The organism is Caulobacter sp. AP07 (assembly GCF_000281955.1).
GTDB lineage: Bacteria > Pseudomonadota > Alphaproteobacteria > Caulobacterales > Caulobacteraceae > Caulobacter.
This window is the reverse complement of the sequence record NZ_AKKF01000239.1, coordinates 86,925-112,521: the sequence shown is the minus strand read 5'-3', so window position 1 is coordinate 112,521 and position 25,597 is coordinate 86,925. Positions and strand designations below refer to the sequence as shown.

Annotated in this window: 28 protein-coding genes; 17 read left to right on the top strand and 11 right to left on the bottom strand. The window is 68.7% G+C overall.

Annotated elements, in window-relative coordinates; all coding sequences use genetic code 11:
- Window positions 1-27: 27 nt before the first annotated feature.
- Entirely contained in the window at window positions 28-2,211 is a 2,184-nt protein-coding gene (locus tag PMI01_RS21605) for a lytic transglycosylase domain-containing protein (RefSeq protein WP_007674189.1), read from the bottom strand.
- Between the two features lie 260 nt (window positions 2,212-2,471).
- Between PMI01_RS21605 and dapA the strand changes: the two genes are divergently transcribed.
- Both dapA and smpB read left to right on the top strand, forming a co-directional pair.
- On the top strand, window positions 2,472-3,356 hold the full coding sequence (gene dapA, locus PMI01_RS21600) for a 4-hydroxy-tetrahydrodipicolinate synthase (protein ID WP_007674187.1): 885 nt from the start codon (window positions 2,472-2,474) through the stop codon (window positions 3,354-3,356).
- Entirely contained in the window at window positions 3,356-3,814 is a 459-nt protein-coding gene (smpB, locus tag PMI01_RS21595; RefSeq protein ID WP_007674185.1) for an SsrA-binding protein SmpB, read from the top strand. Before dapA ends, smpB begins: the two co-directional genes overlap by 1 nt.
- A gap of 26 nt (window positions 3,815-3,840) precedes the next feature.
- Here the strand turns inward: smpB and PMI01_RS21590 are convergent, their stop codons facing one another.
- The gene (locus PMI01_RS21590; RefSeq protein WP_007674183.1) at window positions 3,841-4,512 is read right to left on the bottom strand and encodes a spermidine synthase; all 672 of its coding nucleotides are present in this window, start codon (window positions 4,510-4,512) and stop codon (window positions 3,841-3,843) included.
- Window positions 4,513-4,676: 164 nt separating this feature from the next.
- Here PMI01_RS21590 and PMI01_RS21585 point away from each other — a divergent pair, with 164 nt between their 5' ends.
- The 5 genes from PMI01_RS21585 (at window position 4,677) to PMI01_RS21565 (ending at window position 12,996) form a co-directional block, all read left to right on the top strand.
- Window positions 4,677-5,453, top strand: a complete 777-nt coding sequence (locus tag PMI01_RS21585) for a class II aldolase/adducin family protein (protein WP_007674180.1) — start codon at window positions 4,677-4,679, stop codon at window positions 5,451-5,453.
- A 92-nt stretch (window positions 5,454-5,545) separates the two neighbouring features.
- Entirely contained in the window at window positions 5,546-6,235 is a 690-nt protein-coding gene (locus PMI01_RS21580; RefSeq protein WP_007674179.1) for a hypothetical protein, read from the top strand.
- 117 nt (window positions 6,236-6,352) lie between these two features.
- Window positions 6,353-7,489 carry an efflux RND transporter periplasmic adaptor subunit gene (locus PMI01_RS21575; RefSeq protein WP_007674177.1) on the top strand — a complete coding sequence of 379 codons (1,137 nt, stop codon included), beginning with the start codon at window positions 6,353-6,355 and terminating at the stop codon, window positions 7,487-7,489.
- A complete protein-coding gene (locus PMI01_RS21570; protein ID WP_007674175.1) occupies window positions 7,489-10,626 on the top strand; it encodes an efflux RND transporter permease subunit in 3,138 nt (1,045 codons plus the stop codon). The genes PMI01_RS21575 and PMI01_RS21570 overlap by 1 nt, the downstream gene beginning before the upstream one ends.
- Before the next feature lie 15 nt (window positions 10,627-10,641).
- Window positions 10,642-12,996, top strand: coding sequence for a transketolase (locus tag PMI01_RS21565; protein ID WP_007674174.1), 2,355 nt, complete (start codon window positions 10,642-10,644; stop codon window positions 12,994-12,996).
- 58 nt (window positions 12,997-13,054) lie between these two features.
- On the opposite strand, the gene PMI01_RS21560 is transcribed toward PMI01_RS21565, so the two are convergent.
- The 3 genes from PMI01_RS21560 to PMI01_RS21550 are packed head-to-tail and all read right to left on the bottom strand — an operon-like array spanning window position 13,055 to window position 14,288.
- The gene (locus tag PMI01_RS21560; protein ID WP_007674172.1) at window positions 13,055-13,411 is read right to left on the bottom strand and encodes a nuclear transport factor 2 family protein; all 357 of its coding nucleotides are present in this window, start codon (window positions 13,409-13,411) and stop codon (window positions 13,055-13,057) included.
- A 2-nt stretch (window positions 13,412-13,413) separates the two neighbouring features.
- Window positions 13,414-13,776, bottom strand: a complete 363-nt coding sequence (locus PMI01_RS21555) for a nuclear transport factor 2 family protein (protein WP_007674170.1) — start codon at window positions 13,774-13,776, stop codon at window positions 13,414-13,416.
- A 14-nt stretch (window positions 13,777-13,790) separates the two neighbouring features.
- Window positions 13,791-14,288 carry a c-type cytochrome gene (locus PMI01_RS21550; protein ID WP_007674161.1) on the bottom strand — a complete coding sequence of 166 codons (498 nt, stop codon included), beginning with the start codon at window positions 14,286-14,288 and terminating at the stop codon, window positions 13,791-13,793.
- 290 nt (window positions 14,289-14,578) lie between these two features.
- On the opposite strand from PMI01_RS21550, the gene PMI01_RS21545 reads away from it, so the two are divergent.
- From PMI01_RS21545 to PMI01_RS21530, 4 genes are all read left to right on the top strand, one after another.
- Window positions 14,579-15,076: a GcrA family cell cycle regulator gene (locus tag PMI01_RS21545; protein WP_007674159.1), complete on the top strand. Its 498-nt coding sequence runs from the start codon at window positions 14,579-14,581 to the stop codon at window positions 15,074-15,076.
- Between the two features lie 52 nt (window positions 15,077-15,128).
- Entirely contained in the window at window positions 15,129-15,341 is a 213-nt protein-coding gene (locus PMI01_RS21540) for a hypothetical protein (RefSeq protein ID WP_007674156.1), read from the top strand.
- Between the two features lie 282 nt (window positions 15,342-15,623).
- Window positions 15,624-16,148, top strand: coding sequence for a MarR family winged helix-turn-helix transcriptional regulator (locus tag PMI01_RS21535; RefSeq protein ID WP_007674153.1), 525 nt, complete (start codon window positions 15,624-15,626; stop codon window positions 16,146-16,148).
- Window positions 16,149-16,394: 246 nt separating this feature from the next.
- On the top strand, window positions 16,395-16,976 hold the full coding sequence (locus PMI01_RS21530) for a hypothetical protein (RefSeq protein ID WP_007674152.1): 582 nt from the start codon (window positions 16,395-16,397) through the stop codon (window positions 16,974-16,976).
- A gap of 15 nt (window positions 16,977-16,991) precedes the next feature.
- Here PMI01_RS21530 and PMI01_RS21525 read toward each other — a convergent pair whose 3' ends face one another.
- The 6 genes from PMI01_RS21525 to PMI01_RS21500 all read right to left on the bottom strand — a co-directional run bounded on the left by PMI01_RS21525 (window position 16,992) and on the right by PMI01_RS21500 (window position 21,486).
- A complete protein-coding gene (locus PMI01_RS21525) occupies window positions 16,992-17,378 on the bottom strand; it encodes a hypothetical protein (RefSeq protein WP_007674151.1) in 387 nt (128 codons plus the stop codon).
- A 79-nt stretch (window positions 17,379-17,457) separates the two neighbouring features.
- On the bottom strand, window positions 17,458-17,988 hold the full coding sequence (locus PMI01_RS21520; protein WP_007674150.1) for a hypothetical protein: 531 nt from the start codon (window positions 17,986-17,988) through the stop codon (window positions 17,458-17,460).
- Window positions 17,989-18,001: 13 nt separating this feature from the next.
- Window positions 18,002-18,424, bottom strand: a complete 423-nt coding sequence (gene arfB, locus PMI01_RS21515; protein ID WP_007674147.1) for an alternative ribosome rescue aminoacyl-tRNA hydrolase ArfB — start codon at window positions 18,422-18,424, stop codon at window positions 18,002-18,004.
- Entirely contained in the window at window positions 18,421-18,894 is a 474-nt protein-coding gene (locus PMI01_RS21510; RefSeq protein WP_007674144.1) for a YaiI/YqxD family protein, read from the bottom strand. The genes arfB and PMI01_RS21510 overlap by 4 nt, the downstream gene beginning before the upstream one ends.
- Window positions 18,891-19,799, bottom strand: a complete 909-nt coding sequence (locus tag PMI01_RS21505; RefSeq protein WP_007674142.1) for an alpha/beta hydrolase — start codon at window positions 19,797-19,799, stop codon at window positions 18,891-18,893. Before PMI01_RS21505 ends, PMI01_RS21510 begins: the two co-directional genes overlap by 4 nt.
- A gap of 70 nt (window positions 19,800-19,869) precedes the next feature.
- A complete protein-coding gene (locus tag PMI01_RS21500) occupies window positions 19,870-21,486 on the bottom strand; it encodes a DHA2 family efflux MFS transporter permease subunit (RefSeq protein WP_007674141.1) in 1,617 nt (538 codons plus the stop codon).
- A gap of 64 nt (window positions 21,487-21,550) precedes the next feature.
- On the opposite strand from PMI01_RS21500, the gene PMI01_RS21495 reads away from it, so the two are divergent.
- The 6 genes from PMI01_RS21495 (at window position 21,551) to PMI01_RS21470 (ending at window position 25,227) form a co-directional block, all read left to right on the top strand.
- Window positions 21,551-22,144 (top strand): TetR/AcrR family transcriptional regulator, encoded by a 594-nt coding sequence (locus tag PMI01_RS21495; protein WP_007674139.1) that lies wholly within the window; start codon window positions 21,551-21,553, stop codon window positions 22,142-22,144.
- Window positions 22,141-22,593 carry a PaaI family thioesterase gene (locus tag PMI01_RS21490; RefSeq protein WP_007674137.1) on the top strand — a complete coding sequence of 151 codons (453 nt, stop codon included), beginning with the start codon at window positions 22,141-22,143 and terminating at the stop codon, window positions 22,591-22,593. The genes PMI01_RS21495 and PMI01_RS21490 overlap by 4 nt, the downstream gene beginning before the upstream one ends.
- On the top strand, window positions 22,590-23,729 hold the full coding sequence (locus PMI01_RS21485) for an HlyD family secretion protein (RefSeq protein WP_007674135.1): 1,140 nt from the start codon (window positions 22,590-22,592) through the stop codon (window positions 23,727-23,729). The genes PMI01_RS21490 and PMI01_RS21485 overlap by 4 nt, the downstream gene beginning before the upstream one ends.
- 358 nt (window positions 23,730-24,087) lie before the next feature.
- The gene (locus tag PMI01_RS21480; RefSeq protein ID WP_007674133.1) at window positions 24,088-24,312 is read left to right on the top strand and encodes a hypothetical protein; all 225 of its coding nucleotides are present in this window, start codon (window positions 24,088-24,090) and stop codon (window positions 24,310-24,312) included.
- Between the two features lie 72 nt (window positions 24,313-24,384).
- Window positions 24,385-24,765: a DUF1244 domain-containing protein gene (locus tag PMI01_RS21475; RefSeq protein ID WP_007674131.1), complete on the top strand. Its 381-nt coding sequence runs from the start codon at window positions 24,385-24,387 to the stop codon at window positions 24,763-24,765.
- 3 nt (window positions 24,766-24,768) lie between these two features.
- The gene (locus PMI01_RS21470; protein ID WP_007674129.1) at window positions 24,769-25,227 is read left to right on the top strand and encodes a MaoC family dehydratase; all 459 of its coding nucleotides are present in this window, start codon (window positions 24,769-24,771) and stop codon (window positions 25,225-25,227) included.
- Window positions 25,228-25,597 lie beyond the last annotated feature (370 nt).

Genomic DNA, 25,597 nt, shown 5'->3' with positions numbered 1-25,597 from the left:
CCTCTCCCCTCCGGGAGAGGGCGAAGGTTACCGAGTCCCCGGCCGGTATCCGCCGATCGGGATCGCCGTGGTCGAGGGCGCCGTCGTCCCGCCGATCGGGCCGCCGATCGGGGCGGATGGCATGGCGTAGCTGTATCCGCCCCGTTTCAGGTCCGTGGACAGCGTCAGCGGCGCGACCCCGCCGTTCAGCCGCGCGCGGTAGACCATCGTCGTCTCCAGGGTCCGCATCACGTAGTTGCGGGTCTCGGAGAACGGGATGCATTCGATGAAGTCGAGCGGGTCGGTGGTCGCGCCGCGCGGGTCGCCGCACAGGGCGGTCCATTGCGGCGGACGGCTGGGGCCGGCGTTGTAGGCGGCGGCGGCCATGATGTAGGAGCCGCTGAAATTGCTGACCATGCTGCCCAGATAGGTCGAGCCCAGGCGCATGTTGTAGGACGGGTCCGACAGGCGGTCGACGCTGTGGGCCTCGCCCAGCTGGCGGGCCACGCTGGCGGCGGTGGCCGGCATCAGCTGCATCATGCCGCGCGCCCCCGGAGAGGAGCGGGCGTTGGGGTCGAAATTGCTCTCCTGGCGCGAGATCGAATAGACGAAGGCCGTCTCGGCCGCGCCCGGTCCCGGCGTGAAGTGGTGGTCCAGCAGCGGATAGCCGCGCTCGGCCAGGATGAAGCCGCGCTGGGCGGCGGTGCGCACGGCGCGCATGGCCAGGTCCTGGTCGCCATAGTTCCGGGCCAGATCGACCAGCAGGGCTTCCTCCTCGGCGCTGGGCAGCTGGTCGTCGATATAGAGCACGAAGGCCCTGAACGCGTCGCGGGCCCCGATTCCGGCCAGGACCCGGGCGGCGCGCACCAGTTCGCGGCCTTCGAAGCGGGCGCGGTCGGCCTGGGTGACCACGGGGTCCTTGTCGAGGCGGATCTCCGTGACCCCGGCCTTCTCGGCGGCCAACTGGCCGTAGAAGGTGGTGATGTAGCGCGCGCCCTCCGAGTAGAAGGCCTTGGCGGCGATCTGGTCGCCCTGCGCCTCGGCCGCCCGACCCTGCCAGTACAGCGCGCGGCCGCGGGTGATCGGCGAGGCGCCGATCTCGGCGATGCGGGCGAAGTGGCGGGCGGCGGCGTCGGGGTTGCGCAGCCGCGTCAGGGCGATCCAGCCGGCGTAGAACTCGGCCTCGGCCGCGTCGGCGCCGGCCTTCAGCCCGGCATTGGCCGCGGCGTAGGCGCCGGCGCTGTCGCCGTTCTTCAGGGCGCCGACCACCAGGGCGCGACGCTCGCGCCAGACGGCGGCCGCGGCGTCCTCGGTCGGGGGCGGCGAGGGGAACTGGCGCACCAAGGGCAGGGCCAGGGTGTCGAGCCCCTTGCGGCGCAGATAGGCGGCGCGCTCGAAGGCGACGCCGGGCGAGGCCTGCTGGGCGGGACTCAGGGCGGCGAACAGGTCGTTGGCGTTGGTGGCGTTGCCGCGCAGGGCCAGGCGCGCCTGGGCGGGCGCCTGCTGGTCGTAGGGCAGCAGGGCCACCGCGTCGCGGGCGGCCGGACCCTGGGCTCCATACAGCAGGATATCGGCGCGGCGCGTGATGTCGTCGGCGGTCAGCAGCGTCCCGAACCGCGCATACATGCCGCGCTGGGCGTCCAGCTCGAACACCTGGTCGCGCCAGAAGCGGCGAATCAGGTTGGTGGCGTCGGCGGTGCGGCCGGCGGCCTGGTAGGCCGCCGCCAGGGCCATGGCGCCCTCCGCCGTCTTGGGATCGGCTCCGCCGAACCAGGCGATGATCCGCTGGGCGTCGAGGCCGGAGGTGGCCAGGGCCTTTTCCGCCGCGGCGTCGCGACGGCCGCCGCGTGGCCAGCCCGACAGGTCGCGGCGCGCCTGGTCCAGCTCGAAGAAGCTCATGGTCTCGGCGCCGGCGTCGACCAGGGCCCACAGGGCGATCTTGCGCGACAGCGGGTCCTGGATGCCGCTCATCGCCATGCGGATGGTCGAGGGGTCGCGGCTGGTCACCGCGATGCGCAGGTTGCCGGCGTCGGCCTCGGCGGGCGTGGCGTAGCTGGCGATCGGCGGGGTGGTGATCAGGCCACGCGGCGTGGCCGAGCCGGTGTAGGGCTGGGGCGCGCGGGGCAGGTCGGCGACATCCTCCTGGGCGACCGCCACCCCGAAGGCCACGACCCCCAAAGCCGCAATAGGGCCGGCTCCGCCCAGCAACACCTTACCCAGCCCTGACGCCAAAACTTTGTCTCCCTAACCTCCCGGCTCTCGCGGAGCGGGGCTATGTCCTTTTTCGAGGGGGGACGGGGCCGATTTGCGGCGATCGCCGTCCTTCCCAGCACCTATAGACCGCTTCGCCGAGGATTGACCCCCTCGGAAACGTCCCCAAATCACATCAGAGGACGACGGAGCAGTTGCGGGACGCTGCGACCAAGATATTGTCCGCCCCCATTCTCCAGCCGCAACCGTCGCGGCGCGTTTCTCACGGCAAATTGCAAGTCATGGCTCATTCTCCGTTCAAGGGCGTCATTCCGGCGCTGGTCACGCCCTTCCGCGACGGCGCGGTGGACGAGAAAACCTTCGTGGCTTTGGTCGAGCGCCAGATCGCCGGCGGCGTCCACGGCCTGGTGCCGGTGGGCACCACGGGTGAGACCGCCACCCTGTCGCACGACGAGCACAAGCGCGTGGTCGAGCTGTGCGTGCACACCGCGCGCGGCCGCGTGCCGGTGATCGCCGGGGCGGGCTCGAACTCGACCGCCGAGGCCATCGAACTGGTCGCCCACGCCAAGGCGGTCGGCGCCGACGCGGCCCTGGTGGTTTCGCCCTACTATGTGCGTCCCAGCCAGGAGGGGATCTACCAGCACTACAAGGCGATCAACGACGCCGTGCAGCTTCCGGTGCTGGTCTACAACGTGCCGGGCCGTACGGGCTCGGACGTCGCCAACGAGACCCTGGCGCGGCTGTCCAAGCTGCCCAACATCGTCGGCATCAAGGACGCCACCGGCGACATGACCCGGGCCAGCATGCAGCGGGTGTTGTGCGGCCCCGACTGGGTGATGCTGTCGGGCGACGATCCCACCGCGCTCGGCTATGTGGCCCACGGCGGCCACGGGGTGATCTCGGTGACCTCCAACGTCGCGCCCGACGCCTGCGCCACCTTCATCAACGCCTGCCTGGGCGGCGAGTGGGAAACGGCGCTCTATTGGCAGGACCGCCTGGTGCGGCTGCACAAGGCGCTGTTCCTCGACGCCTCGCCGGCGCCGACCAAGTTCGCCATGGCGCATCTGGGCCTGTGCGAGCCCACCACGCGTCTGCCGATCTCGCCCTGCGCCGACGAAGCCAAGCCGGTGATCCTCGAGGCCATGCGCGAGGCTGGTCTGGTCTGATGACCAAGCCGATCGCCGAGAACCGCCGCGCGCGGTACGACTATTTCATCGAGGAGACCTTCGAGGCCGGCATCATGCTGACCGGCACCGAGGTGAAGTCGTTGCGCGTCGGTCGGGCCAATATCGCCGAGTCCTACGCCTCGGTCGAAGGGCGCGAGATCAAGCTGATCAACGCCGACATCCCGCCCTACGGCCAGGCCAACCGCTTCAACCACGAGCCGCGCCGCCATCGGAAGCTGCTGCTGCATCGCAAGCAGATCGACAAGCTGATCGGCGCCGTGCAGCGCGACGGCCGCACGCTGATCCCGTTGAAGATCTATTTCAACGAGAAGGGCCTGGTGAAGCTCGAGGTTGGCCTGGCCAAGGGCAAGAAGAACCACGACAAGCGCGAAACCGAAGCCGCCCGCGACTGGCAGCGCGACAAGGCGCGGCTGATGAAGGGCGACCGGTCGGACTAAGTCCTGCTCCTGTGGGGGAGGGTCAGCTAGGGCCTGGTCGCCATCCAGATCACATGCCGCGCGCCGCGTCCCTTGTGGGCGCGCACGCCGACCTCCTCGACCGCGTAGCCGGCCTGTTTCAGCCGCCGGGTGAAGGCGCTGTCGCGGGTTGAGGACCAAACCTCCAGCACGCCGCCGGGAAGCAGCGCCCGCTTGGTCGCCGCCAACCCGCCCGGACTATACAAGCCGTCGTTCTCCTTGCGGCTGAGGCCGCCGGGGCCGTTGTCGACGTCGAGCAGGATGGCGTCGAAGGCCGCTTCGCCCGAGCGGATCAGTTCACCGACATCGCCCGCATGGATCTGGGCGCGGGGGTCCGACAGGCTGTCGCCGTAGAGACCGCCGAGCGGGCCGCGCGCCCAGGCGACCACGGCGGGGACCAGTTCGGCGACGACGATCCTGGCGTCCGGGCCGAACGCGGCCAGGGCGGCGCGCAGGGTGAAGCCCATGCCCAGGCCGCCGATCAGCACCCGCGCCCCGGGCCGGCCGCCGATGCGTTCGAAAGCCAGGGTGGCCAGGGCCTCTTCCGACCCGCTGAGCCGGCTGTTCATCAGCTCGATCCCGCCGGTCATGATCGAATATTCGGTCCCGCGCCGCATCAGCCGCAGTTCGTCGCCGTCGCCGGGAACCTGGGCGGTGTCGAGATGCTGCCAGGGGATCATGGGGGACTCGCGGTTGGGGACACACACTCATTGCCCGCGCCGGGGCCCATGATCAACGGCCGTGGGGTGAGTGTGTGTCCCCGTCACCTCCAACGCCCGCTTGACGCAAGAGCCTCGCGGCGCGACCTTCAAGGGAACAACGATAACCTAGGAAGGATCCGCTCATGGCCGACGGTGCATCGCCCATCGCCACGTCGCTCAAGGACAAGGTCAGCGAGGCCGAGTGGAAGGCCCGCGTCGACCTGGCCGCGCTCTATCGCCTGGTCGCCGTCCACGGCTGGGACGACATGATCTTCACCCACATCTCGGCCCGCATCCCGGGGCCCGAGCACCACTTCCTGATCAATCCCTACGGCATGTTCTTCGGCGAGATGACCGCCTCGATGCTGGTCAAGGTCGATCTGGACGGCAATGTCATCGACAAGACGCCGTACTTCATCAATCCGGCGGGCTTCACGATCCACTCGGCGATCCACGCCGCCCGCGAGGACGCCCATTTCGTCATGCACCTCCACACCGACCAGGGCGTCGGGGTGTCGGCCAACAAGGACGGCCTGCTGCCGCTGTCGCAGCAGTCGCTAATTGTCTTGCCTCAGCTCGCCTATCACGACTATGAAGGCATTGCGCTCAACCTTGACGAAAGAGAACGGCTGGTGGCCGACCTCGGCGAGAAGAAGCTGATGCTGCTGCGGAACCACGGCACCCTGTCGGTGGGGATGACGGCGGCCGAGTGCTGGCTGGGGATGTTCTTCCTGGAACGCGCCTGCGCCCAGCAGGTGATGGCCCTGAGCGCCGGCCGCGACAACGTGCTGGAAGCGCCGGAGGCCGCCCAGGCCGAGGTCCGCAACCAGACCGGCATGGGCATGGGCATGATCGCCGGCCTGGCCTGGCCCGGCAACCTGCGCAAGCTCGACCGGGAGTCCCCCGGCTACGCGGATTGACGCCGAAACGGCGAAAACGATGGGCCGCCGCGATCCCTGGGGTCGCGGCGGCTTTCTTTTGCGCGCAGCCCGCCTGGGCCGGGGCCTGGCCGATGAAGGACGGGGAGGGGCTGGCCATCCTCAAATACGAGGACCAGCAGGCCGACGAGGGCTTTGATCCGGACGGCGCGCGCGTCGCCATCGACCGTCGGCGCGACGAGAACCTGTCGCTTTACAGCGAATACGGCCTGACCGATCGCCTGACCTTGCAGGCCAAGGCCGGCGTGACACGCGGCCACGATCGTTTCGTCGCCTATGATGGGCGCGGGCCGATCGAACTGGGCCTGCGCTACGCCCTGCTGCATACGGATCGATCAGCGGTCAGCCTTTATCTGGGCGCCGCCAAGGACGGGGTGGGGCGAAATGCGGGCTATGCGGCGCCCGGCCGGGGCGACACCGACCTCGAAGCGAGGCTGTTGGCGGGAACCTCGCGGGACTGGCGCGGCCGGCATGTCTTCGGTGAAATCCAGGTCGCGCGACTGAAACGTGGCGGGCTGGCCGACGAGACCCGGGCCGACCTCACCCTGGGCCTCCGCCCCGCCAAACCCTGGCTGATCCTGGCCCAGACCTATGCCGGCAAGGCGGAATCCAAGCCGGTCGGATCGCGCTGGATGAAGGCCGAGCTGTCGGTGGTGCGCGATCTGGGGGACTGGAGTTTGCAGGTCGGGTGGCGCCAGGCGCTGTCGGGTCGCGAAACCCCCGCCGACCAGGGCGCCGTCATCGCGGCGTGGCGTCGGTTCTGACTGTGTCAAAACCGTAATATTCGGTCATCCGTGTGTCACTGGACGTGGGTTAGGGCAGGCGGCTATGAGCCGCACTCAGACAGCTAGACCGACTCCTTTCGGCGCCCGGAGCTTTTCGTGATCCGCAGACACTTCTTCCTCGTCGCGGCGATCGTCGCGGTCCTGCTGATGCTGGTGATCGGCGGGCTGAAGCTGGGCCTCGGCGGCAAGGCCAAGGGCCAGGCCGGACCGGGCGGCGGCGGACGCGCCACGGCGGTCTCGCAGATCACCGTGCAGCCGCGCGCCTTCACCGACCGCATCGAGGTGCTGGGCGTGGCCAAGGGACGCCAATCGGTGACCATCACCTCCAACACCGCCGAACTGATCACGGCCGTGCACTTCACCGACGGCCAGGCGGTGTCCAAGGGCCAGGTGCTGGTCGAGCTGAAGGCCGACCAGGAGAACGCCGGCATCGCCCAGGCCCAGGCCCAGCTGGCCCAGGCCGACCGCGAATACACGCGGTGGAAGGCGCTGGCCGACAAGGGCGTCGCCCCCCGCGCCACCGCCGAGCAGTACCTGGCCGCCCGCGACACCGCCCGCGCCGCGCTCAGTTCCGCCAGCGCCCAGAAGCTGGACCGGGTGATCCGCGCGCCGTTCGCCGGCCGGGTGGGCATTTCCGACATCGCGCCGGGCACGCTGATCAGCCCCGGCACCGCCATCGTCAGCCTGGACGACGTCTCGCTGATCCGCGTCGATTTCTCGGTGCCCGACCGCTACCTGCCGATCCTGCGCGAGGGCCTGACGATCACCGCCGCGCCCGACGCCCTGCCGGGCGAGAGCTTCACGGGGCATATCGCCCAGATCGACACCCGCATCGACCCGACCACCCGCGCCCTCAAGGCCCGGGCCGAGTTCGCCAACGCCGGCGGACGCCTCAAGCCCGGCATGCTGATCAAGGTCGGCATCGACCAGGGGCAGCGCCAGGCCGTGGCGGTCCCGGAGGCCGCCGTCCAGTTCGAGGGCACGCAGGCCTCGGTGTTCCTGGTCGCCAAGGGGCCCAAGGGCCAGATCGCCCGGCGCACCACGGTGCAGACCGGCCTCAGCGCCGACGGTTTCGTCGAGATCGTCTCGGGCCTGAAGGCTGGTGACCGGATCGTCGGCGACGGCCTCAACCGCGTGCAGGACGGCGCACCGATCAGCGGCGGCGGCAAGGGCGACAAGGCCCAGGGCGGCAAGCCCCAGGGTCACAAGCTCGACCAGGTCAAGGCCGGCTGATGCTGTCCGACCTTTCCGTCCGCCGCCCAGTCTTCGCGGCCGTCGCCGCGATCATCCTCTGCGTCATCGGCCTGGCCGCCTTCACCAGCCTGCCGATCCGCGAACTGCCCAACGTCGATCCGCCGGTGGTGTCGATCTCGACCACCTATACGGGGGCCTCGGCCGAGGTCATCGAGGAGCGCATCACCCAGGTGATCGAGCGCCAGGTGGCCGGCATCCAGGGCATCGACCGGGTCAACAGCAGCTCGCGCGACGGCCGCTCGCAGATCACCATCACCTTCACCCTGGACCGCGACCTGGACGCCGCCGCCAACGACGTGCGCGACGCCGTCAGCCGGGTGACCGCCAACCTGCCCGACCAGGCCGACCCGCCGCAGATCGCCAAGGCCCAGGCCGACAGCTCGCCGATCATCATCCTTAACCTGACCTCCACCACCCTGTCGCCGCTGGAGCTGGCTGACTACGCCGACCGCTACCTGGTCGAGCGGATGTCCACCGTGCCCGGCGTCGCCCAGGCCGGCCTCAACGGCCAGCTCTACGCCATGCGCATTTGGCTCAACCCCGACGCCATGGCGGCGCGCGGCGTGACGGTGGACGACGTCGAGACCGCGCTGAACAACCAGAACGTCGAACTGCCGGCCGGCGCGCTGGAAGGCGAGGCCAAGGACTTCACCATCCGTGTCGCCCGCAGCTATTCGCGGCCCGAGGACTTCGCCAAGCTGCCGCTGCGCCCGGCCAACGCCAGCGGCTTCGTGCTGCGCCTGGGCGACGTGGCGCGGGTCGAGGAAGGCTCCAACGAGCGTCGCAAGATCTTCCGCGGCAACGGCGTCAACCAGGTCGGCATCTTCCTGACCCGCCAGTCCCAGGCCAACGACGTGGCCATCTCCAAGGTGGTCGACAAGGAACTGGTCGAGATCAACAAGACGCTGCCGGCCGGCACGCACCTGATCAAGGCCGTCGACAACTCGATCTTCACCGCCGAGGCGATCCACGAGGTGTGGGTCACCATGGGCATCTCAATCGGTCTGGTGGCCCTGGTCAACCTGGTGTTCCTGGGCAGCTGGCGCTCGGCCCTGATCCCCTCGATCGTCGCGCCGATCTGCATCCTGTCGACCTTCATCGTCCTGGCCCCGCTGGGCTTCTCGCTGAACCTGCTGACCCTGCTGGCCCTGGTGCTGGCCGTCGGCCTGGTGGTCGACGACGCCATCGTCGTGGTCGAGAACATCCAGCGCCGGGTGGACGAGGGCGAGCCCGCCAACGTCGCCGCCCTGCGCGGCACCCGGCAGGTGTTCTTCGCGGTCGTCGCCACCACCATCGTGCTGATCTCGGTGTTCGCGCCGCTGATGTTCCTGCCCGGCTATATCGGCCGGCTGTTCGTCGAGCTGGCCGTGGCCATCGCGGCGGCCGTCGGCTTCTCGGCGCTGCTGGCGCTGAGCCTGTCGCCGATGCTGGCCTCCAAGCTGCTCCGGCCGGCCGCCGGCGGCAACTGGTTCAACCGCAAGGTCGACTACGCGATGGACCGGCTGAAGGACAGCTATCGCCATTCGCTGGAAGGCCTGCTGGCCGCGCGCTCGGCGAGCATCGGCACGGGTCTGGTGGTGCTGTTCCTGGCGCTGGTCGCCGGCGGGCTGTTCGCGGTGCTGCCGCAGGAACTGGTGCCGGCCGAGGACCGCGGCCGGGTCGACATCTCGATCAACGGCCCGGAAGGCTCCGGCTTCGACTACACCGTCAAGGCCGCCAACCAGGTCGAGAAGCAACTGGAGAAGTACCGCGCCGACGGCGTCGCCGAGCGGACCATCATCGCCGTGCCGCGCTTCGGCCAGAACCAGTTCAACACCGGCAACGGCGTGCTGGTGCTGAAGGGCTGGGGCGAGCGCGACAAGACCGCCGACCAGGTGGCCGCCGAACTCAACAAGTCCCTGAGCAAGATCACCGGCGTACGCGCCGTGGCCAGCGTGCGCGGCGCCTTCCAGCGCGGGGGCGGCGGGGGCGGCGGCACCAATGTCGACCTGATCGCCACCGGCAACGACTATGTCGAGCTGGCCGACTGGCTCAAGCCGATCCTGGCCGCCGCTCAGGACAATCCGGGCCTGTCGCGGCCGCGCATCGACTACGAGCCAACCTCGCCGCGCCTGTCGGTGCGGATCGACCGCGACAAGGCCGCCAGCCTGGGCGTCTCGGCCCAATCGATCGGCCGGGCGCTGGAGACGATGTTCGGCTCCCGCCGCGCCACGACCTACATCAAGAACGGCCAGGAATACGACGTCATCCTGCAGTCCACCCTCGAGCAGCGCCGCAGCGTCGCCGACCTGGACCAGCTGCAGGTCCGCACCCAGTCGGGCGCCCTTGTGCCGCTGTCGACCGTCGTCACCACCGAGCTGCGCGGCGACGCGCCCGACCGCCCCCGTGTCGATCGGCTGCGCTCGGTGACCCTGACGACGCAACTGGCGCCGGGCTACACCGTCGAGGACGCCGTCAGGTTCTTCCAGGACGAGGCCGCCGCGCGGCCTACCCCCGGCGTCAGCGTCAAGTGGGGTGGCCAGGCCAAGGACTTCCTGGAAGCCTCCGGCGCCGTCGGCGTCGCCTTCGGCCTGGCGCTGTTGCTGGTCTTCCTGGTGCTGGCCGCGCAGTTCGAGAGCTGGATCCACCCGGCCGTCATCATGCTGACCGTGCCCCTGGCGGTGCTGGGCGGGCTGTTCGGCCTGCTGGTCACCGGCTCGACCATCAACACCTACAGCCAGATCGGCCTGATCATCCTGGTCGGCATCGCCGCCAAGAACGGCATCCTGATCGTCGAGTTCGCCAACCAGCTGCGCGACGAGGGCCTGAAGGTGAAGGAGGCGGTGATCGAGGCCGCCGCCCTGCGCCTGCGGCCGATCATCATGACCTCGATCGCTGCGGCCATGGGCGCCCTGCCGCTGATGCTGTGGACGGGCGCGGGGGCGGGCAGCCGCAAGACGATCGGCGCCGTGATCTTCATGGGCGCGATCTTCGCCACCCTGCTGACGCTGTTCGTGGTGCCGGTGTTCTACAACCTGCTCGCCCGCTTCACGAAGTCTCCGGAGTGGACGGCGCGGCAGATCGAGGACTATGAAGCCCGTGAGAAGAACGGGGAAGGGCAAGCCTCACCCGTCTGAGTTGGGTGAGGAAGCATGGCTGAAGCCATTTTGGCGGCGAAACGGCAGGAGCTTGCGCTTCTACGTCGCATCGAGGAACGCATTCTCTGGCTGGCCTCGTGGACGATCCACAACGCCAACCACCTGCGTGAGAGCCGTGACGGCCTGAAGGTCGGCGGCCACCAGGCCTCGTGCGCCTCGATGACCACCCTGATGACGGCGCTCTATATGAAGGCGCTGCGGCCGCAGGACCGGGTGGCGGTCAAGCCGCACGCCAGCCCGGTGTTCCACGCCATCCAGCACCTGTTCGGCCGCCAGAGCCTGGACAAGCTGAAAGCCTTCCGCGCCCTGGGCGGGGCCCAGTCCTATCCGTCGCGCACCAAGGACGCCGACGACGTCGACTTCTCCACCGGCTCGGTGGGGCTGGGCGTGGCCATGACCGCCTTCGCCTCGCTGACCCAGGACTACCTGGCGGCGCGCGGCGCGGTGAAGCCCGAGCGGATGGGCCGGATGATCTCGCTGCTGGGCGACGCCGAGCTGGACGAGGGCAACATCTACGAGGCCCTGATCGAGGCCTGCAAGCACGACATCCGCAACACCTGGTGGATCGTCGACTACAACCGCCAGAGCCTGGACGCGACCACCCAGGACCGGATGTTCACTCGCTACGGCGAGATCTTCGAGGCCGCCGGCTGGACGGTCGAGACGCTGAAATGGTCCAAGCGCCAGCGCGAGGCCTTCGCTAAGCCGGGCGGCGAGGCCCTGAAGGCCTGGATCGAGACCGCCCCCAACGATCTCTACGCCGCCCTCAGCTACCAGGGCGGCGCGGCCTGGCGCGAGCGACTGTCCGCCGACCTGGCCGGCGACGCCGACGCCCTGGCGCTGGTCGCCGGCTACAAGGACCTCGACCTCGGCGAACTGATGACCGAGCTGGGCGGCCACTGCATGGAGACCATCCTGGAGGCCTTCGAGCGGGCCGGCCAGGACGACGCTCCGCGCTTCTTCATCGCCTACACCGTCAAGGGCCTGCGCCTGCCGTTCCAGGGCCACAAGGACAACCACGCCGGCCTGATGACCGAGACCCAGATCGCCGAACTGCGCGGCCGGCTGGGCGTGACCGAGGGCGAGGAGTGGGACGCGCTGTCGGGCCTGTCCAGCGCCGAGCGCACGGCGCTCAAGGGCCTGGTCGCCCGCGCGCCGTTCGCCGCCGACGTCCAGCGCCGCCACCTCGCGCCCACCGTCGCCACCCCGACGGCCGACGAACTGCTGGTCCCGGTGCTGGGCGGCGGCGAGCAGTCCACCCAGGCGGCGTTCGGCAAGGTGATGTTCGAGATCTCGCGCCGCGACGACGAGTTCGCCGGCCGGGTGGTGACCACCTCGCCGGACGTCACGGTCTCGACCAATCTCGGCGGGTTCGTCAACCGGCGCGGCGTGTTCCAGCGCCGGGCCCATGAGGACGTCTTCAAGCGCCGGCGCATCCCTTCGTCCCAGGTGTGGTCCAAGGTCGAGACCGGCCAGCATGTCGAGCTGGGCATCGCCGAGAACAACCTGTTCATCGTCCTGGCGGCCCTGGGCCTGACCGCGCCGCTGTTCGGTGAGCGCCTGTTCCCGGTCGGCACCCTGTATGATCCGTTCATCGCCCGGGGCCTGGATGCGCTGAACTACGCCTGCTACCAGGACGCCCGGTTCCTGCTGGTGGCGACGCCGTCCGGCCTGACCCTGGCTCCGGAAGGCGGGGCGCACCAGTCGATCGGTTCGCCGCTGATCGGCATGAGCCAGCCGGGGCTGGACGCTTACGAGCCCGCCTTCGCCGACGAGACGGCGGTGCTGATGGCCCACGCCTTCGAACGGATCCAGGCCGAGCAGGGGGCCTCGACCTATCTGCGGCTGTCCACCCGGGTGATCGCCCAGCCCGAACGGGCCGACGACGCCTGGCGCCGGGGCGTGGTCGAAGGGGCCTACTGGCTGCGGCCGCCGGCCCCCGGCGCGCGCCTGGCCATCGCCTATGCCGGGGCGCTGGCCCCCGAGGCCCTGGCCGCCTTCGAGGCGGTGCTGGAGGACGAGCCCGGCGCCGGCCTGCTGGCGATCACCTCGGCCGACGTCCTGCACCAGGACTGGACCGCCGCCGGCCGTTCGCGCTGGACCGACGGCGCGGCGCGGACCTCGACCATCGAGACCCTGCTGGCCCCGCTCTCACGCGACGCCGGGCTGGTGACGGTGATCGACGGCGCGCCGTCCACGCTGTCCTGGCTGGGCTCGGTGCGCGGCATGCGCCTGCGGGCCCTGGGCCTGGAGACCTTCGGCCAGTCGGGCGACCTGCCGGACCTCTACGCCAAGTACCGGCTGGACGCCGACGCGATCCTCGACGCCTGCGCGGACCTGCTGATCTGAAGGCGGGGATGCGGCCGGGGACACACACATGTGTGTGTCCCCGGCCCTAGGTCGCCTCTTACCCCGTGCCGTCCAGAAGTTCGACGCTGGAGATCAGCCCGTCGGTGATCGTGTAGACCGCCACGACGCGGGTGTCGGACCACAGGTGGCCCGAACGGTCGCGGACCGAGGACTGGATGTCGGCCCGGACCCGGCCGCCGGGCAGGGTCTTGAGCGTGATCAGGGCCAGGTCGGGCGCGAGCATGTCGAACAGGCGCTGGTAGAAGTCCCGAATGGCCACGTGGCCCTCGACCTCGCCGCCCTCGAGATAGTCACGGAACCGGGCCCGCGGATGGATCTGGGCCATGGCCGCGTCGAGGTCGCGGCGATTGAGGGCGTCGAGCAACCGGGTGATCAGGTCCGACGCCGCGCTCATGGTCAGGTTCCTCCATTCAGCGGCTCGACGTCCAGCCGGGCGATCATCCCGCCGTCCAGCGTGAACAGGTGCCGCACGCAGCTGTCGGACCAGATCTGGCCGCCGAGGTTGCGCACGACCTGGTTGACGTTCACTGCGACCCGGCCGTCGGGCTGCAGGGCGAAGGTCACCGGGGCCAGATCCACCTGGATCGACTTGGCGTTCTCTCGCCACTGGGCGGCCACGGCGTCGCGACCGACCACCCGGCCGCCCTGCAATTGGTTGGGCCAATCGACATCCAGCGTCAGGTACGCCGAGAAAGCGGCGAAATCCTGCCGGTTATAGGCGTCGTAGACCTTGGTCAGCAGCGCTTGCGCGTCGTCCATGGGTCAGTCCCAGTTCAGCCTTTGGGAGGCTTGTAGCCGGTCTCAACTTTCAGATAGGCGATCAGGTCGACGCGGTCCTTGGGATCCTTCAGGCCGGCGAAGGTCATCTTGGTGCCGGGCATGAAGCCGCGCGGGTCGGCCAGCCACTTGTCCAGGTGCTCGGCGTCCCAGTCGAAGCCGGCGGCGGCGACCACGGGCGAGTACTTGTAGCTGGCCAGGGTCCCGGCCTTGCGACCGAACACGCCGTAGAGGTTGGGGCCGGTCATGTTGGGTCCGCCCTGGGTGATGGTGTGGCACGAGCGGCAGAGGGCGAACTTGCTCTGGCCGTTCAGCAGGTTGCCGGTGTTGTAGGGGGCGGGCAGGGCGGCCAGCAGCGCCTGCTTCTCGGTGTCGGTCGGCGCCGCGGCGGGCGGAGTCGCCGAGGTGGCGCCCGAACCGCTGTCGGCGGGCTTCGAGCAGCCGGCTAGAATGACGCAAAAAGCCGCCGTCGCGGCGAGGTGAAACTGACGCATCCAAGGGTTCCCGACTGACACTATGTCGCAAGCTGTGCGGCGCCGCGCCGCATTCATTTTCCTGCCCAACTATGGGTCTCGCATCCAATATATAACGCCGTTATTCGGTCAAGGTCTCGCCACCTTTCAGAGAACGCCCTGCGACAACGAGGGCTATCTAACAGATTGCAAACGCAAAATGGGCAATCGCAAACCGTGGGTATGCACATAATAAATTGACCCTAATTAACCATAAACGTACCCAGATAGGGCCGGAGGGGCTGCTCTGGCGCCGGGATGGAAACAAGGTCATGGACTGGAACGATGAGCGCACCGCCACGCTACGCAAATTGTGGCTCGAAGGCCTGAGCGCCAGCCAGGTGGCGCGGCAACTGGGCGGCGTCAGCCGCAGCGCGGTGATCGGCAAGGTGCACCGCCTGGGCATCACGGTCCGCGAGGTTCCGGTCCGCCAGCGCACCGCGGCGCGCTCCGCCAGCCGGGCCCCGGCCCGCACCCGTCCCGTCCGCGACATCGCCGCCGCGCCGCGGACCGCCCTTCGCCTGATCGAACTGGCCGAGATGGCGCCGACCTCGACCATCCTGGGTCTCTCCACCCATTCCTGTCGCTGGCCGATCGGCAATCCCGACGCCAACGACTTCGGCTTCTGCGGCCGCGAAAAGACCGCCCGAGGCTCCTACTGCGACGACCACGCCCGCGGGGCCTTCCGCCGGCCGCAGACGGCCTCGGACATCAAGACCTGGGCCCGCCAGCCGACCTCGGCGCCGGCCATCGAACTGCACATCGCCTGATCGCCTTTCGCTGAACCCTCAAGCTGACCCCAGAGCTTTCGGAACGACGACAATGAACATGGTCTTCATCGAAAACACCGCCGGCAGCAGCCAGGTGATCACCATCATCGAGGAGTTCGCCGGCCACTCCGTGTCGCGCGACCTCAATCCCGGCGAGAACACCCACATCCCGGTGGGCCAGTTCAAGTCGATCGTGGTGCGCGAGACCTATCCGGACGACTGGTTGACCCGGGCCCGGGCCCGCAACGCCACCATCCCCAACTGAGAGGCGCGCGCGCCAGAAGGGCGCCGCCGCCTCGCTTCAAGGCGAAAGACACATCGACCCCGCGAATCCGTTCGCGGGGTTTTTGTCGTCTGGAACCGGGTGGTTAACGTGGCGTTAGGATTTTGCGAACGGTGACGCTATCACCGTTCACGCCACGGGATCGGCGTCGGGAGTTTCCATGAAACGTGCATTCGAGCGCGACCGCGCGGGCGATCCGCGCGCGATGATTGTGCGACGGCCAAGCTTGTGAGAAGACAGCGCCCGAACGGCGTGGGGGGAACCATGTCAGATCAGGACCATGAGGAGGGCCGCGGTTTGCCGTTGCCGACCTATGTCAGCTATCTGATGTACCAGACCGAGCAGCACCGGCGCGCCCTGGCGGCCGATTGCATCGCTCAGCACGGGCTGAACTTCGGCAAGTGGGTCGCCCTGGCCTCGCTGGCGCGGTTCGGCGAATGCTCGATGACCCGCCTGGCCAAGCTGTCGGCCGCCGACCGCACCACCCTGACCCGCTCGATCGACGGCCTGATCCGCGACGGCCTCGTCGAGCGCGGAACCCAGGCGTCGGACCGCCGCAAGGTGGTGGTGCGACTGACGCCGGCGGGGGCGGAACTTCTGGGTCGCGTGGGCGATGACATCCGGCCGATCAACCAGGAAGTCTGCGCCGAACTGACCGAGGAAGAACAGGCCAACCTGGCGACCTACCTGCAGAAGATCCTCGGTGGCCTGATCTCCGAACCCGAATGGAAGCACGAGGTGCTGTCGTATGGCCCGGCGCCGCATGGCGCGGCTTGGGAACAGGGGTAGTCTTTACCCCACCGTCGTCATCCCCCGACTTGTTCGGGGGACCTATGCCGAGACGGCAAGTTCAGCTTGGGTCGCCCGGATGAACCGGGCGATGACGGACTTGGTGAAATTCAAGCTGTTCTCTGTCCTTCCTCTCGCGCCAGCGCCGACCGATGACGTGATGATCGTTGTCCAATCCATGCTCAACCGTAGCTGGACCGTGGACGGGCGTCATCCTAGGTTCGAGGCGGATGACAGGGGACGACCATGAAGCTGAACACGGCCGACTATGCTCTGATCATCAGCCTGTTCTCGGCGACGATTTCGTTGGCCGGGTTCATTTGGAACGTCTGGTCAAAGTTCCTTTTCCCCAAAGCGCGCATCCGGCTCCAGTTCGCTATCGGTTATATCACTGGTGGCTACCAAGGCGCGACGCGGCCAACCTACATCTGCGCATTCGCCACGAACTTCGGCCCCACTGACATCAGCGTTCAGAACTTCGTCGTCACAATCAAGCGCGGGCTGTTCCGGAAGGGGCAGGCGGCTTACGTCAACCCGATCCAAAGCTTGGTTCGCCCCGAGGCGATGTTAGGACCATTCGGGGGCGATTTGCCGAAGCCGCTGAAGGTCGGCGATCAGCATACCCTCTATTTTCCCTATGAATCTACGTCGTTCGCCAGAGAGCAGTTGCACCGCGCCGGAGTTCTCGACAACTTCGGCCGCTTTCACGGCATTCCGCGCCGACAGTTGCGCGGCGTGAAGAAGGAACTCGATCAGGCCTTTGCCGACCAGCCGTATGAGCCGACGAGGGGCGGCGCGTACACGCCGGAGCCTAACCAAGATTACTGACCGATGGAGCGGTCGTCACGGTATGACCTTCAAGCCTAGTTTGACGCGCTCGGCGTCGATGTAGATTTTGCAGGTCCGATAGGTCTCTGTGTAGAGGAGCGCCGAGGGGCGTTGCTGCCAATTGGCAGTGTCGCGGACGTAGGCGTCGCTGATCATCTTCGACAGATCAGGGCCGGTGATGGCCAGTTCGCCGGCGCAATCCAAACGCCCTAGCGCCGCTGCCGATAGGTCTTTGTCGTTTTGGTAGACGAATAGCAGGGCGTCGAAGACCCCGACCGCGTAGCCCTCTTTCTGCTGCGCAGATAGTTCGTTCCAGCTCGCCCGGTTCTCAATGAAGTTGGCGGAAGCGGTGACTGGCGACATGGCCACCATCGTGGCGATCAGACAGGCGATTTTCTTCACGTTGGTCCCCCGGCATTCGCCCAACGGTCGCAGGCTTGGCCGGTGATCGCAACAACTAGGGTTCGCTGAAACCCTACGCCTAACCCCCTAGAATGCCGGTCCCGGTCGTGGCCGCAACAGCCGCCTCGCTTAAGGCGGTAAAGGTTTTCAGGTTGTCATCGTATTCGCGCCGGAGTGCCGCCGGGTCGCCTTGGCCGAAATCGCAGAGCCGTTCGTAGTAGTAGAACGCGGCGGCAAGGGCCGCGTCCATGTTCGGGAATTTGACCGTGGTCGGCGTCAGATCGACGTGAGCGGCAATCTCGTTGCGGTAGGTTGTCAGCGCCGCACCGTATTCGTCCCATTCGTCACGCGTCTTGCCCGTAGTCTTCATGAGGCCGTCGCGGAAAGCGTTCTCATCGAACCGCTGTTTCCAGTGAAGCGGCTGATTGTGGTTGCCGAACATGACGCACCACTCGACCACGGCCTGGTCGAAGAGACCCGACCGGATGACGAGCCAATAGTTCGCGGTGGGGCCGGGGTTGGCCGCTTCAATGGCGCGCTTCATGGCCACGGATCGCACGAACGAGACGAGGCGGTTGGTCGCCTCCCTCTCTGGATTCAACTTAACCATCGCCAGCCTCCCACTAATCGTCCCCCTTCGGCCTTCCCCTTAGCGACTTGATCCCCGCCCGCTTGCCCTTCGTTTCCAGCCGCTTGAGCTTGCTGGAATAGGTCGGCTTGGTCGGCCGCCGGGGCTTCGGTTTTTCTGTCGCCCGCCTGATCAGCTCCACCAGCCGCTCGCGCGCCTCCTGGCGGTTCATCTCCTGCGAGCGGCTGCCTTGGGCGAACAGCACCAGCACCCCGTCCAGGGTCATGCGGCTGCCACCCAGCGCCTCGAGCCGGGTCTTGACGTCCTCGGGCAGGGTGGGGGAGTTCCTGACGTCGAAGCGCAGCTCGATCGCCGTCGAGGTCTTGTTGACGTGCTGGCCGCCGGGGCCCGAGGCGCGGGTGGCCTTCTCGACGAGCTCGTCGTCGTCGATCCGCAGCCAGCTGGTGATCTCGATCATCGGACCACGCGCCGCGCCTTGACCACGGCGGTGTCCAGCGCCTGCAGGAACTTGGAGCGGTCGGCGGGGCCGAAGGCCTTGGGGCCGCTGGTGACCTCGCCCATCGAGCGCAGGTGCTCGCCGATGGCCCGCGAGGCCAGGGCCGAGCCGATGGTGTCTGTCGTGAACAGCCGGCCGGTCGTGCCCAGGGCCTGGCCGCCGGCCTTCAGCACCCGGTCGGCCAGGGGGATGTCGTTAGTGATCACCACGTCGCCCGGTCCGGCCCGCTCGGCGATCCAGTCGTCGGCGATGTCGGGGCCGGCGTCGACCACCACCTGCTCGATGGCCGGGGTCAGGGGGACGCGGATCCAGCTGTTGGAGACCACGAAGGTCTTTAGGCCGTAGCGCGCCGCGACCTTGTAGACCTCGTCCTTCACGGGGCAGGCGTCGGCGTCGATGTAGAGCGTCGTTTTGTGAGGGGCGGAGGTCATGCGCCGTCTCGTAGCGCCTTCCCCAGCCGTTCGCCAAGCGCGGTGATCGCCTCGACGGCGACCGGCGAGACGTGGGTGAAGTTGGCGAAGCCGTGCGCCTGGCTGGGATACTCCCGCAGATCGACCGCGATCCCCGCCGCCGCCAGGCGCTGGGCATAGAGGGCGGTGTCGGGGTGGACGGGATCCAGCACCGTGCCGCTGACCAGGAAGGTCGGCGGCGTCGCGGGGCCGATGGCGTCCAGCAGGGAAGGGGCGACGACGCCCGCGAACTGGGCGTTGATGTAGGCCACCGCCAGTCGGCCGATCAGGCGGGAGTCCCGCAGCAGGGTCTGGGCCCAGACCTCGTCGTCCAGATGCAGCAGCGGATAGAGCAGGGCCTGGGCCCGCACGGCGCCGGGGCGCTCGGCGTTGGCGTCGGCCGCCACCGTCGCGGCCAGGTAGGCGCCGGCCGAGTCGCCGGCCACGGCCAGGCGTTCGGGGTCGATCCCCAGGCCGGCGGCCTCGTCGCGCATCCAGGCGAAGGCGGCCTTGGCGTCCGCGATCTGCGACGGGAAGGGGTGTTCGGGCGCCAGGCCATAGGCCGCCGAAACGACCCGCAGGCCCGAGGCGTGGGCCAGGCGCTGGCACAGGGCGTCGTGGGTCTCGATGTCGGAGATGACGAAGCCGCCGCCATGCAGGAACAGCACGGCCGGACCGGTCGCGGGAGCGTCCATCGGCACATACAGCCGCGCGGCGCGGCGGCCGCTGGGCGCCGGATAGTCGAGGTTGCGGATCTGGCCCAGGCGCGGAAGCTTGCGGTCGCGATGGGCGACGGCGAAGCGCACGGCGCGGCGGACGCGCTCCAGGCCGAAGCGGTGGGCGCTGGACACCCGTTCGGCGAAGACGCTGGCCAGGGGAGCGTTCATCGATCTTCGCCTCGTCGGGTTGAGCGGCCGAATCCTTACCCGGCCAAGCTTTGGGTGTCCACGCGCCGCCTCAATGCGCGTCCGGCGGCGGCGCTGAGGTCTGCGGGGCCGGCTTGCAGAACGGCACCATGATCAGGGCGGCCAGGAAGATCCACGACATCAGGCGGAAGACGTCGTTGAAGGCCAGGGTGGTGGCGGCGCGGCCGATGACCTTGGCCAGTTCGCCCTGGGCCAGCAGGGCGGCGTGGGTCGGGTCGGGGGTCAGCTGGCCGATCCGGGCGGCGAGGCCGGCCACGAAGTCGGGGGCGACGCGGCCGGCCTCGCCCAGGCTCTCGCCCATCCGCGCCACGTGGATGCGGGTGTTGTCGCCCAGCCAGGTGTTGACCACGGCGATGCCGATGGCGCCGCCCAGGTTGCGCATCAGGTTGAACAGGCCCGACGCGTAGCGCAGCTCGGCCATGGCGAAGCCCGACAGGGCCAGGTTCACGCTGGGCACGATGCACAGCATGATCGCGAAACCCCGCAGGGCCTGGGGCCAGAGCAGGGCGTGGAAGCCCCATTCCGGGGTCAGGTGCGAGGTCAGGAACAGGCTGCCGGCGAAGGCGCTGAGGCCGACGGTGATCAGGATGCGCGGATCGACCCGCTGCGACAGTCGCGCGGCGATCACCACCGACAGGATCTGGGCGACGCCGGTGACCACCACGGTGGTGCCGATCTCCAGGCTGTTATAGCCGCGCACCCGGCCCAGGAAGACCGGGATCAGGTAGGTCGCCGAATAGAGCCCGAAGCCGATCACCAGGTTGAACACGCAGGCGAACACGAAGGTCGGCTTGCGGAACGGGCTGAGCCGCACGACCGGTCCGCCGGAGTTGAACGAGCGCTCCAGGAACAGCAGCAGTCCCACGAACGACAGCCAGGCGGCGATGGTGATCGACGGCTCGCCGAACCAGTCGTGGCGCGGGCCTTCCTCAAGCACATATTCCAGCCCGCCCAGGAACACCGCCATGGCCGCCAGATGGGAATAGTCGATGGTCTTCAGCATCGACAGCTTCGGCGCGTCGACGCGGATGAACCTGGCGGCCAGCAGGGTGACGAGAATCCCCGGTACGATGTTGATGTAGAAGATCCATCGCCAGCCGGCCGCGTCGGTCAGCCAGCCGCCGACCGTCGGGCCCAGGGTCGGGGCCAGCACCGAGACCATGCCGAGGATCGCCGGGATCATCGCCCGCTGCTTGCCTTCGAACATCGCGAAGCCGGTGGCGAACACCGTCGGCACCATGGCCCCGCCGACGAAGCCCTGGATCACCCGGAACAGGATCATCGAATTGATGTCCCAGGCCATGCCGCACAGGGCGCTGGACAGGGTGAACAGCCCGGCCGACAGGGCGAACAGCCAGCGGGTCGACAGGGCCTGGGCCAGGAAGGCCGCGAACGGGATCATCACCAGCTCGGCCATCAGATAGCCGGTCTGCACCCAACTGATCTCGTCGGGGCCGGCCGACAGCCCGGCCTGCACGTCGTTCAGCGAGGCGGCGACGATCTGGATGTCAATCAGAGCCATGAACTGGCCAAAGGCCATCACCGCGAAGATCAGGTACTTGGTCGCGTCGGGCAGGCTCAACGGGTTGATCGCCGCCGGCGCTGGGGGCGAGGGGGGCGGACCGGGGATTTCGGCGGTGTCGCGCATGACGCCCTCTTGAAAGTATGATCGACATAATATTATATGCATCATGCAATGGAGATCGCAAGCCATGCGCTACGATGCGGACCACAAGCAGCAGACCCGGGAGCGGGTGTTGAAGGCGGCGGCCAAGGCCCTTCGGGCCGAGGGGCCGCACAGGATCGGCGTCGCCGCGGTGATGGCCGAGGCCGGCCTGACCCACGGCGGCTTCTACGCCCATTTCAAGTCCAAGGACGATTTCGTCGCCGCCGCCGTCGGCCAGATGTTCGTCGAGGGCCGGGCGCGGCTGGACCGGGCGGTGGAGGGGCGCACGCCCGCCGAAGGGCTGGCCGCCTATCTCGACTTCTACCTGTCGGCCGCCCATCGCGACACGCGCACCGCCGGCTGCCCCCTGCCGTTCCTGTCGGCCGACGCCCCGCGCCTGGCTACCCCGTCGCGCGAGCGCTTCGCCCAGGGCGTGGCCGACCTGACCGGCCGCCTGGCCCAGGTGCTGGCCGAGCTGGGCCGCGCCGACGCCGAGGAAGCCGCGGGCTCGATGCTGTCGGAGATGGTCGGGGCCGTCGCCCTGGCCCGGGCCGAGCCCGACCCCGCGCGGTCGGACGCCATCCTCGCGCGCACCCGCACGTCCCTGCAACGCCGTCTCGGCCTGGAGCTGACCCAATGACCACCCTGGCCGACCAACTCGCCCCCGGCGTCACCGGGCTGGAGCAACTGCGGGCCATGGTGGCGGCCGGAGGCCGTCCGCCGATCGGCGACACCCTGGAATTCACCCTGGTCGAGGCCGGTGACGGCTGGGCGGCCTTCGAGGGCACGCCGGGCCAGCACGTCTACAACCCGATCGGCACGGTGCATGGCGGCTATGCGGCGACGTTGCTCGACTCCGCCTGCGGCTGCGCGGCCCATTCCAAGCTCAGCGCCACCCAGGGCTACACCACCCTGGAGCTGAAGGTGACCTATCACCGGGCGATGACCGACAAGACCGGCCCGGTTCGCGCCGAGGGCCGGGTGGTGACCTTCGGCCGACGGGCGGCCTTCACCGAGGCGACGATCAAGGACGCGGCGGGGCGGCTCTACGCCTCGGCCACCTCGACCCTGCTGGTGTTCGAGCGATGACCGCCGCGATCCTCGATACGCCGGTCGGCGTCGCCGCTCCGGTCGCCCCGACGGCCAAGACCCGCAAGGGCCTGCCGTTCTCGCCGCGCACCGCCCTGATGGTCGGTGGCGCGATCGTGCTGGCCGTGGCCGGCGGCGTCTACCTGGCCGCGCCCAAGGCCGTGGTTTCGACCGACGCGGCCTACGTCCAGGCCGACAGTTCGACCATCGCGCCCAAGGTGCGCGGCCTGGTCTCCGAGGTGCTGGTCGCCCACAACCAGACCGTCAGGCGCGGCGATCCGCTGGTGCGCATCGACCCCGAGGAGTTCGACGCTCGCGTCGCCTCGGCCGGCGCCGACCTTCAGGACGCCCAGGCCTCGGTCGAGGCCGCGCGCGCGGCCCTGGTCGCCCTGGACGCCGAGGAGCAGCTGGCCGCCTCCAACATCCGCGCCGCCCAGACCTCGATCCGCGCCGCCGACGCCCAGAACGTCCAGGCCCAGTCCGACCGGGCCCGCTTCGACGCCCTGGCTAGCAGCGGCGCGGTCGCCCGTCGCGACGTCGAGCGCTACCAGGCCGCGGCGATCACCGCCCAGTCGACCGCCGAGCGCAGCCGCGCCGAGTTCGACGTCAGCCGCAACCAGGCCTCGGTGACGACCGCCAAGCGGGCCTCGCTGAACGCCGCCCTGGCCCAGGCCCAGGCCTCGGTCGCCCGCGCCCAGGCGGCCCTCGACCTGGCGCGTCAGGACCAGGCCCACACCCTGATCCGCGCCCCGATCGACGGGGTGGTGGGCGACCGCCAGGCCGAGCCGGGCGACTATGTGCAGCCGGGCACGCGCCTGCTGACCGTGGTGCCGATGCGGGCGCTCTATGTGGTGGCCAATTTCAAGGAGACCCAGGTGTCGCGCATGGTCATCGGCCAGGCCGCGACCATCAAGGTCGACGCCCTGGACGGTCCGGCCCTGAAGGGCTCGGTGGAAAGCTTCGCGCCGGGTTCGGGCTCGCAGTTCTCGCTGCTGCCGTTCGAGCCGGGGACGGGCAACTTCACCAAGATCGTCCAGCGCGTGCCGGTGCGGATTCGCATCGAACCGGGGCAGGCGGGGCTGGAGCGCCTGCGTCCGGGCCTGTCGACGACCGTGAAGGTGCGCCTGAAGGGCTGAGGCGACGCCGCCGCGATTCCCCTCGGGGTCCGGGGTCGAGGGTTTTCGCGCCCATGATTTGGGCATCATGGCGCAGCTTGCTCGGTTTGTCGGCGAGGTCATCCTTTCTGGGCGATGTGCGCATCAAAGGTGGAGACCCACCTTGATCCTCGAACCGGGCCCACTAGATATCAACCCGTGGAGCCGCCTCTGGCGCTCCTGCCCTTCCTGGGCGTTTCCTCCCTAATGACTGCCCGGCCTTTGCGCCGGGCTTTTTTTTGCCTGTACCCCGGCGGCTTGATCGACGCGCGGGGGCGGTGGTCGTAAGCTCGACGCCTGGGGTCTGGCCGTGGCGTCAGGCCCGCCGTGGAGACCGCGTATGGACAAGGCCGAACTCAATCGCGTCATCGAGCGCCACAAGCAGGAACAGGAAGCCCTGGCCGAGCGCCTGGGCGCCCTGCGCAGCGGCGATCTGCAGGTCAAGGCCCGTGAGGGCGATGGCGGCGAGCGCGACGAGACCCCCACCCACATCAACGAACTGGAACGGCTCGAACAGTGGCTGATCGAGAACATCGCCCGCTATGAAGCGCTGCTCGGCGCCTGAAGCGACCGGCCGGCGTTGCGTCGCGCGCGAAGGGTGGGATAGGTCAGGCGCGTGCGGACCAGCGAGGCGGTGATGAGCGAGATTTCCTTGGACGATCGGGTGGCCGCGGCGGCGTTCCGGCGGCTGATCGAGCACCTGCGGCTGCGGCGCGACGTCCAGAATGTCGACCTGATGGGCGAGGCGGGGTTTTGCCGCAACTGCCTGGCCGACTGGGTCAGCGAAGCCTCGGACGGCGCGCTCGATCGCGACCAGGCGCGCGAGGCGATCTACGGCATGCCCTTCGCCGACTGGAAGGCCCGGCATCAGAAGTCGGCCACCCCGGAGCAGCTGGCCCGCATGGAGGCCAGCTTGGCGATCAACGCCAAGGCCCGGGAAGACGCGCGGCTGGACGAGGCCCTGGAGGAGAGCTTTCCCGCCAGCGATCCGCCGTCGATGACCGAGCCGGGGCGGTAGGCCTTGGCCTATCCCGATCGCTATCTCGACGACCTTCGGGTGGGGGAGGCCTGGGAAGGCGAGCCCTTCACGATCTCGGAGGCCGAGATCATCGCCTTCGCCGGAGAGTTCGACCCGCAGCCGATGCACCTGGATCCGGTCGCGGCCGCGCGGGGGCGGTTTGGGGGCTTGATCGCCAGCGGCTGGCACGTGGCCTCGCGGGTGATGCGCGAATATGTCGAGCTCGCGCCGTTCGGCGCCACGCCGATGCTGGGCATGCGGATCGACGAGCTTTGCTGGCTGCACCCGGTGCGGCCGGGCGACGCGCTGCTGGTGCGACGCGAGCTCGTCGCCGTGACCCCGTCCCGGACCCGGCCTGATCGCGGCACGGTCCGCACCGCCACCACCGTTGTCAACCAGGACGACGTCGTCGTGCTGACCTTCTTCAACTTGATCCAGATGCCCGTTCGGCCGACAACTTAGGCGGGGTTCGGACGGTCTTCGTCCCGGGGCGGCCGGTCCGGCCGCGATTCCCGGGCGACACGGCGTCACGGCGCGCTCAAGCGCCTGACAAGCCGGTTTTGAGTGCGCGCAAAAGTAGTTTTGTGCTGATGTAGCAATAATAATACAATTGTGTCGAAAAGTGACGGAACCACTGACGCCGTAACGGTTTGGCGAATATTCGCGACAAATCGGCAAAACAGCGCTGTCAAAAAGTGTCTGAAAGACCTTTCGGAGTGCTTGACCTGTTTCATATAGCGATGTTACCGCTACCGATGACTTCGTCGTCAAGTTGAAGTTTGGGGCCTCCGCAAGGCGTCCCGGAGGTTTTTTGACGGCGTCGCAACAAAAA

Bases quoted from the DNA above. Each gene is read 5' to 3' on its own strand.
- dapA (WP_007674187.1), top strand. From the start codon at position 2,472: ATGGCTCATTCTCCGTTCAAGGGCGTCATTCCGGCGCTGGTCACGCCC.
- smpB (WP_007674185.1), top strand. From the start codon at position 3,356: ATGACCAAGCCGATCGCCGAGAACCGCCGCGCGCGGTACGACTATTTC.
- PMI01_RS21590 (WP_007674183.1), bottom strand. From the start codon at position 4,512: ATGATCCCCTGGCAGCATCTCGACACCGCCCAGGTTCCCGGCGACGGC.
- PMI01_RS21585 (WP_007674180.1), top strand. From the start codon at position 4,677: ATGGCCGACGGTGCATCGCCCATCGCCACGTCGCTCAAGGACAAGGTC.
- PMI01_RS21580 (WP_007674179.1), top strand. From the start codon at position 5,546: ATGAAGGACGGGGAGGGGCTGGCCATCCTCAAATACGAGGACCAGCAG.
- PMI01_RS21570 (WP_007674175.1), top strand. From the start codon at position 7,489: ATGCTGTCCGACCTTTCCGTCCGCCGCCCAGTCTTCGCGGCCGTCGCC.
- PMI01_RS21565 (WP_007674174.1), top strand. From the start codon at position 10,642: ATGGCTGAAGCCATTTTGGCGGCGAAACGGCAGGAGCTTGCGCTTCTA.
- PMI01_RS21560 (WP_007674172.1), bottom strand. From the start codon at position 13,411: ATGAGCGCGGCGTCGGACCTGATCACCCGGTTGCTCGACGCCCTCAAT.
- PMI01_RS21555 (WP_007674170.1), bottom strand. From the start codon at position 13,776: ATGGACGACGCGCAAGCGCTGCTGACCAAGGTCTACGACGCCTATAAC.
- PMI01_RS21550 (WP_007674161.1), bottom strand. From the start codon at position 14,288: ATGCGTCAGTTTCACCTCGCCGCGACGGCGGCTTTTTGCGTCATTCTA.
- PMI01_RS21545 (WP_007674159.1), top strand. From the start codon at position 14,579: ATGGACTGGAACGATGAGCGCACCGCCACGCTACGCAAATTGTGGCTC.
- PMI01_RS21540 (WP_007674156.1), top strand. From the start codon at position 15,129: ATGAACATGGTCTTCATCGAAAACACCGCCGGCAGCAGCCAGGTGATC.
- PMI01_RS21535 (WP_007674153.1), top strand. From the start codon at position 15,624: ATGTCAGATCAGGACCATGAGGAGGGCCGCGGTTTGCCGTTGCCGACC.
- PMI01_RS21530 (WP_007674152.1), top strand. From the start codon at position 16,395: ATGAAGCTGAACACGGCCGACTATGCTCTGATCATCAGCCTGTTCTCG.
- PMI01_RS21520 (WP_007674150.1), bottom strand. From the start codon at position 17,988: ATGGTTAAGTTGAATCCAGAGAGGGAGGCGACCAACCGCCTCGTCTCG.
- arfB (WP_007674147.1), bottom strand. From the start codon at position 18,424: ATGATCGAGATCACCAGCTGGCTGCGGATCGACGACGACGAGCTCGTC.
- PMI01_RS21510 (WP_007674144.1), bottom strand. From the start codon at position 18,894: ATGACCTCCGCCCCTCACAAAACGACGCTCTACATCGACGCCGACGCC.
- PMI01_RS21505 (WP_007674142.1), bottom strand. From the start codon at position 19,799: ATGAACGCTCCCCTGGCCAGCGTCTTCGCCGAACGGGTGTCCAGCGCC.
- PMI01_RS21500 (WP_007674141.1), bottom strand. From the start codon at position 21,486: ATGCGCGACACCGCCGAAATCCCCGGTCCGCCCCCCTCGCCCCCAGCG.
- PMI01_RS21495 (WP_007674139.1), top strand. From the start codon at position 21,551: ATGCGCTACGATGCGGACCACAAGCAGCAGACCCGGGAGCGGGTGTTG.
- PMI01_RS21490 (WP_007674137.1), top strand. From the start codon at position 22,141: ATGACCACCCTGGCCGACCAACTCGCCCCCGGCGTCACCGGGCTGGAG.
- PMI01_RS21485 (WP_007674135.1), top strand. From the start codon at position 22,590: ATGACCGCCGCGATCCTCGATACGCCGGTCGGCGTCGCCGCTCCGGTC.
- PMI01_RS21480 (WP_007674133.1), top strand. From the start codon at position 24,088: ATGGACAAGGCCGAACTCAATCGCGTCATCGAGCGCCACAAGCAGGAA.
- PMI01_RS21475 (WP_007674131.1), top strand. From the start codon at position 24,385: ATGAGCGAGATTTCCTTGGACGATCGGGTGGCCGCGGCGGCGTTCCGG.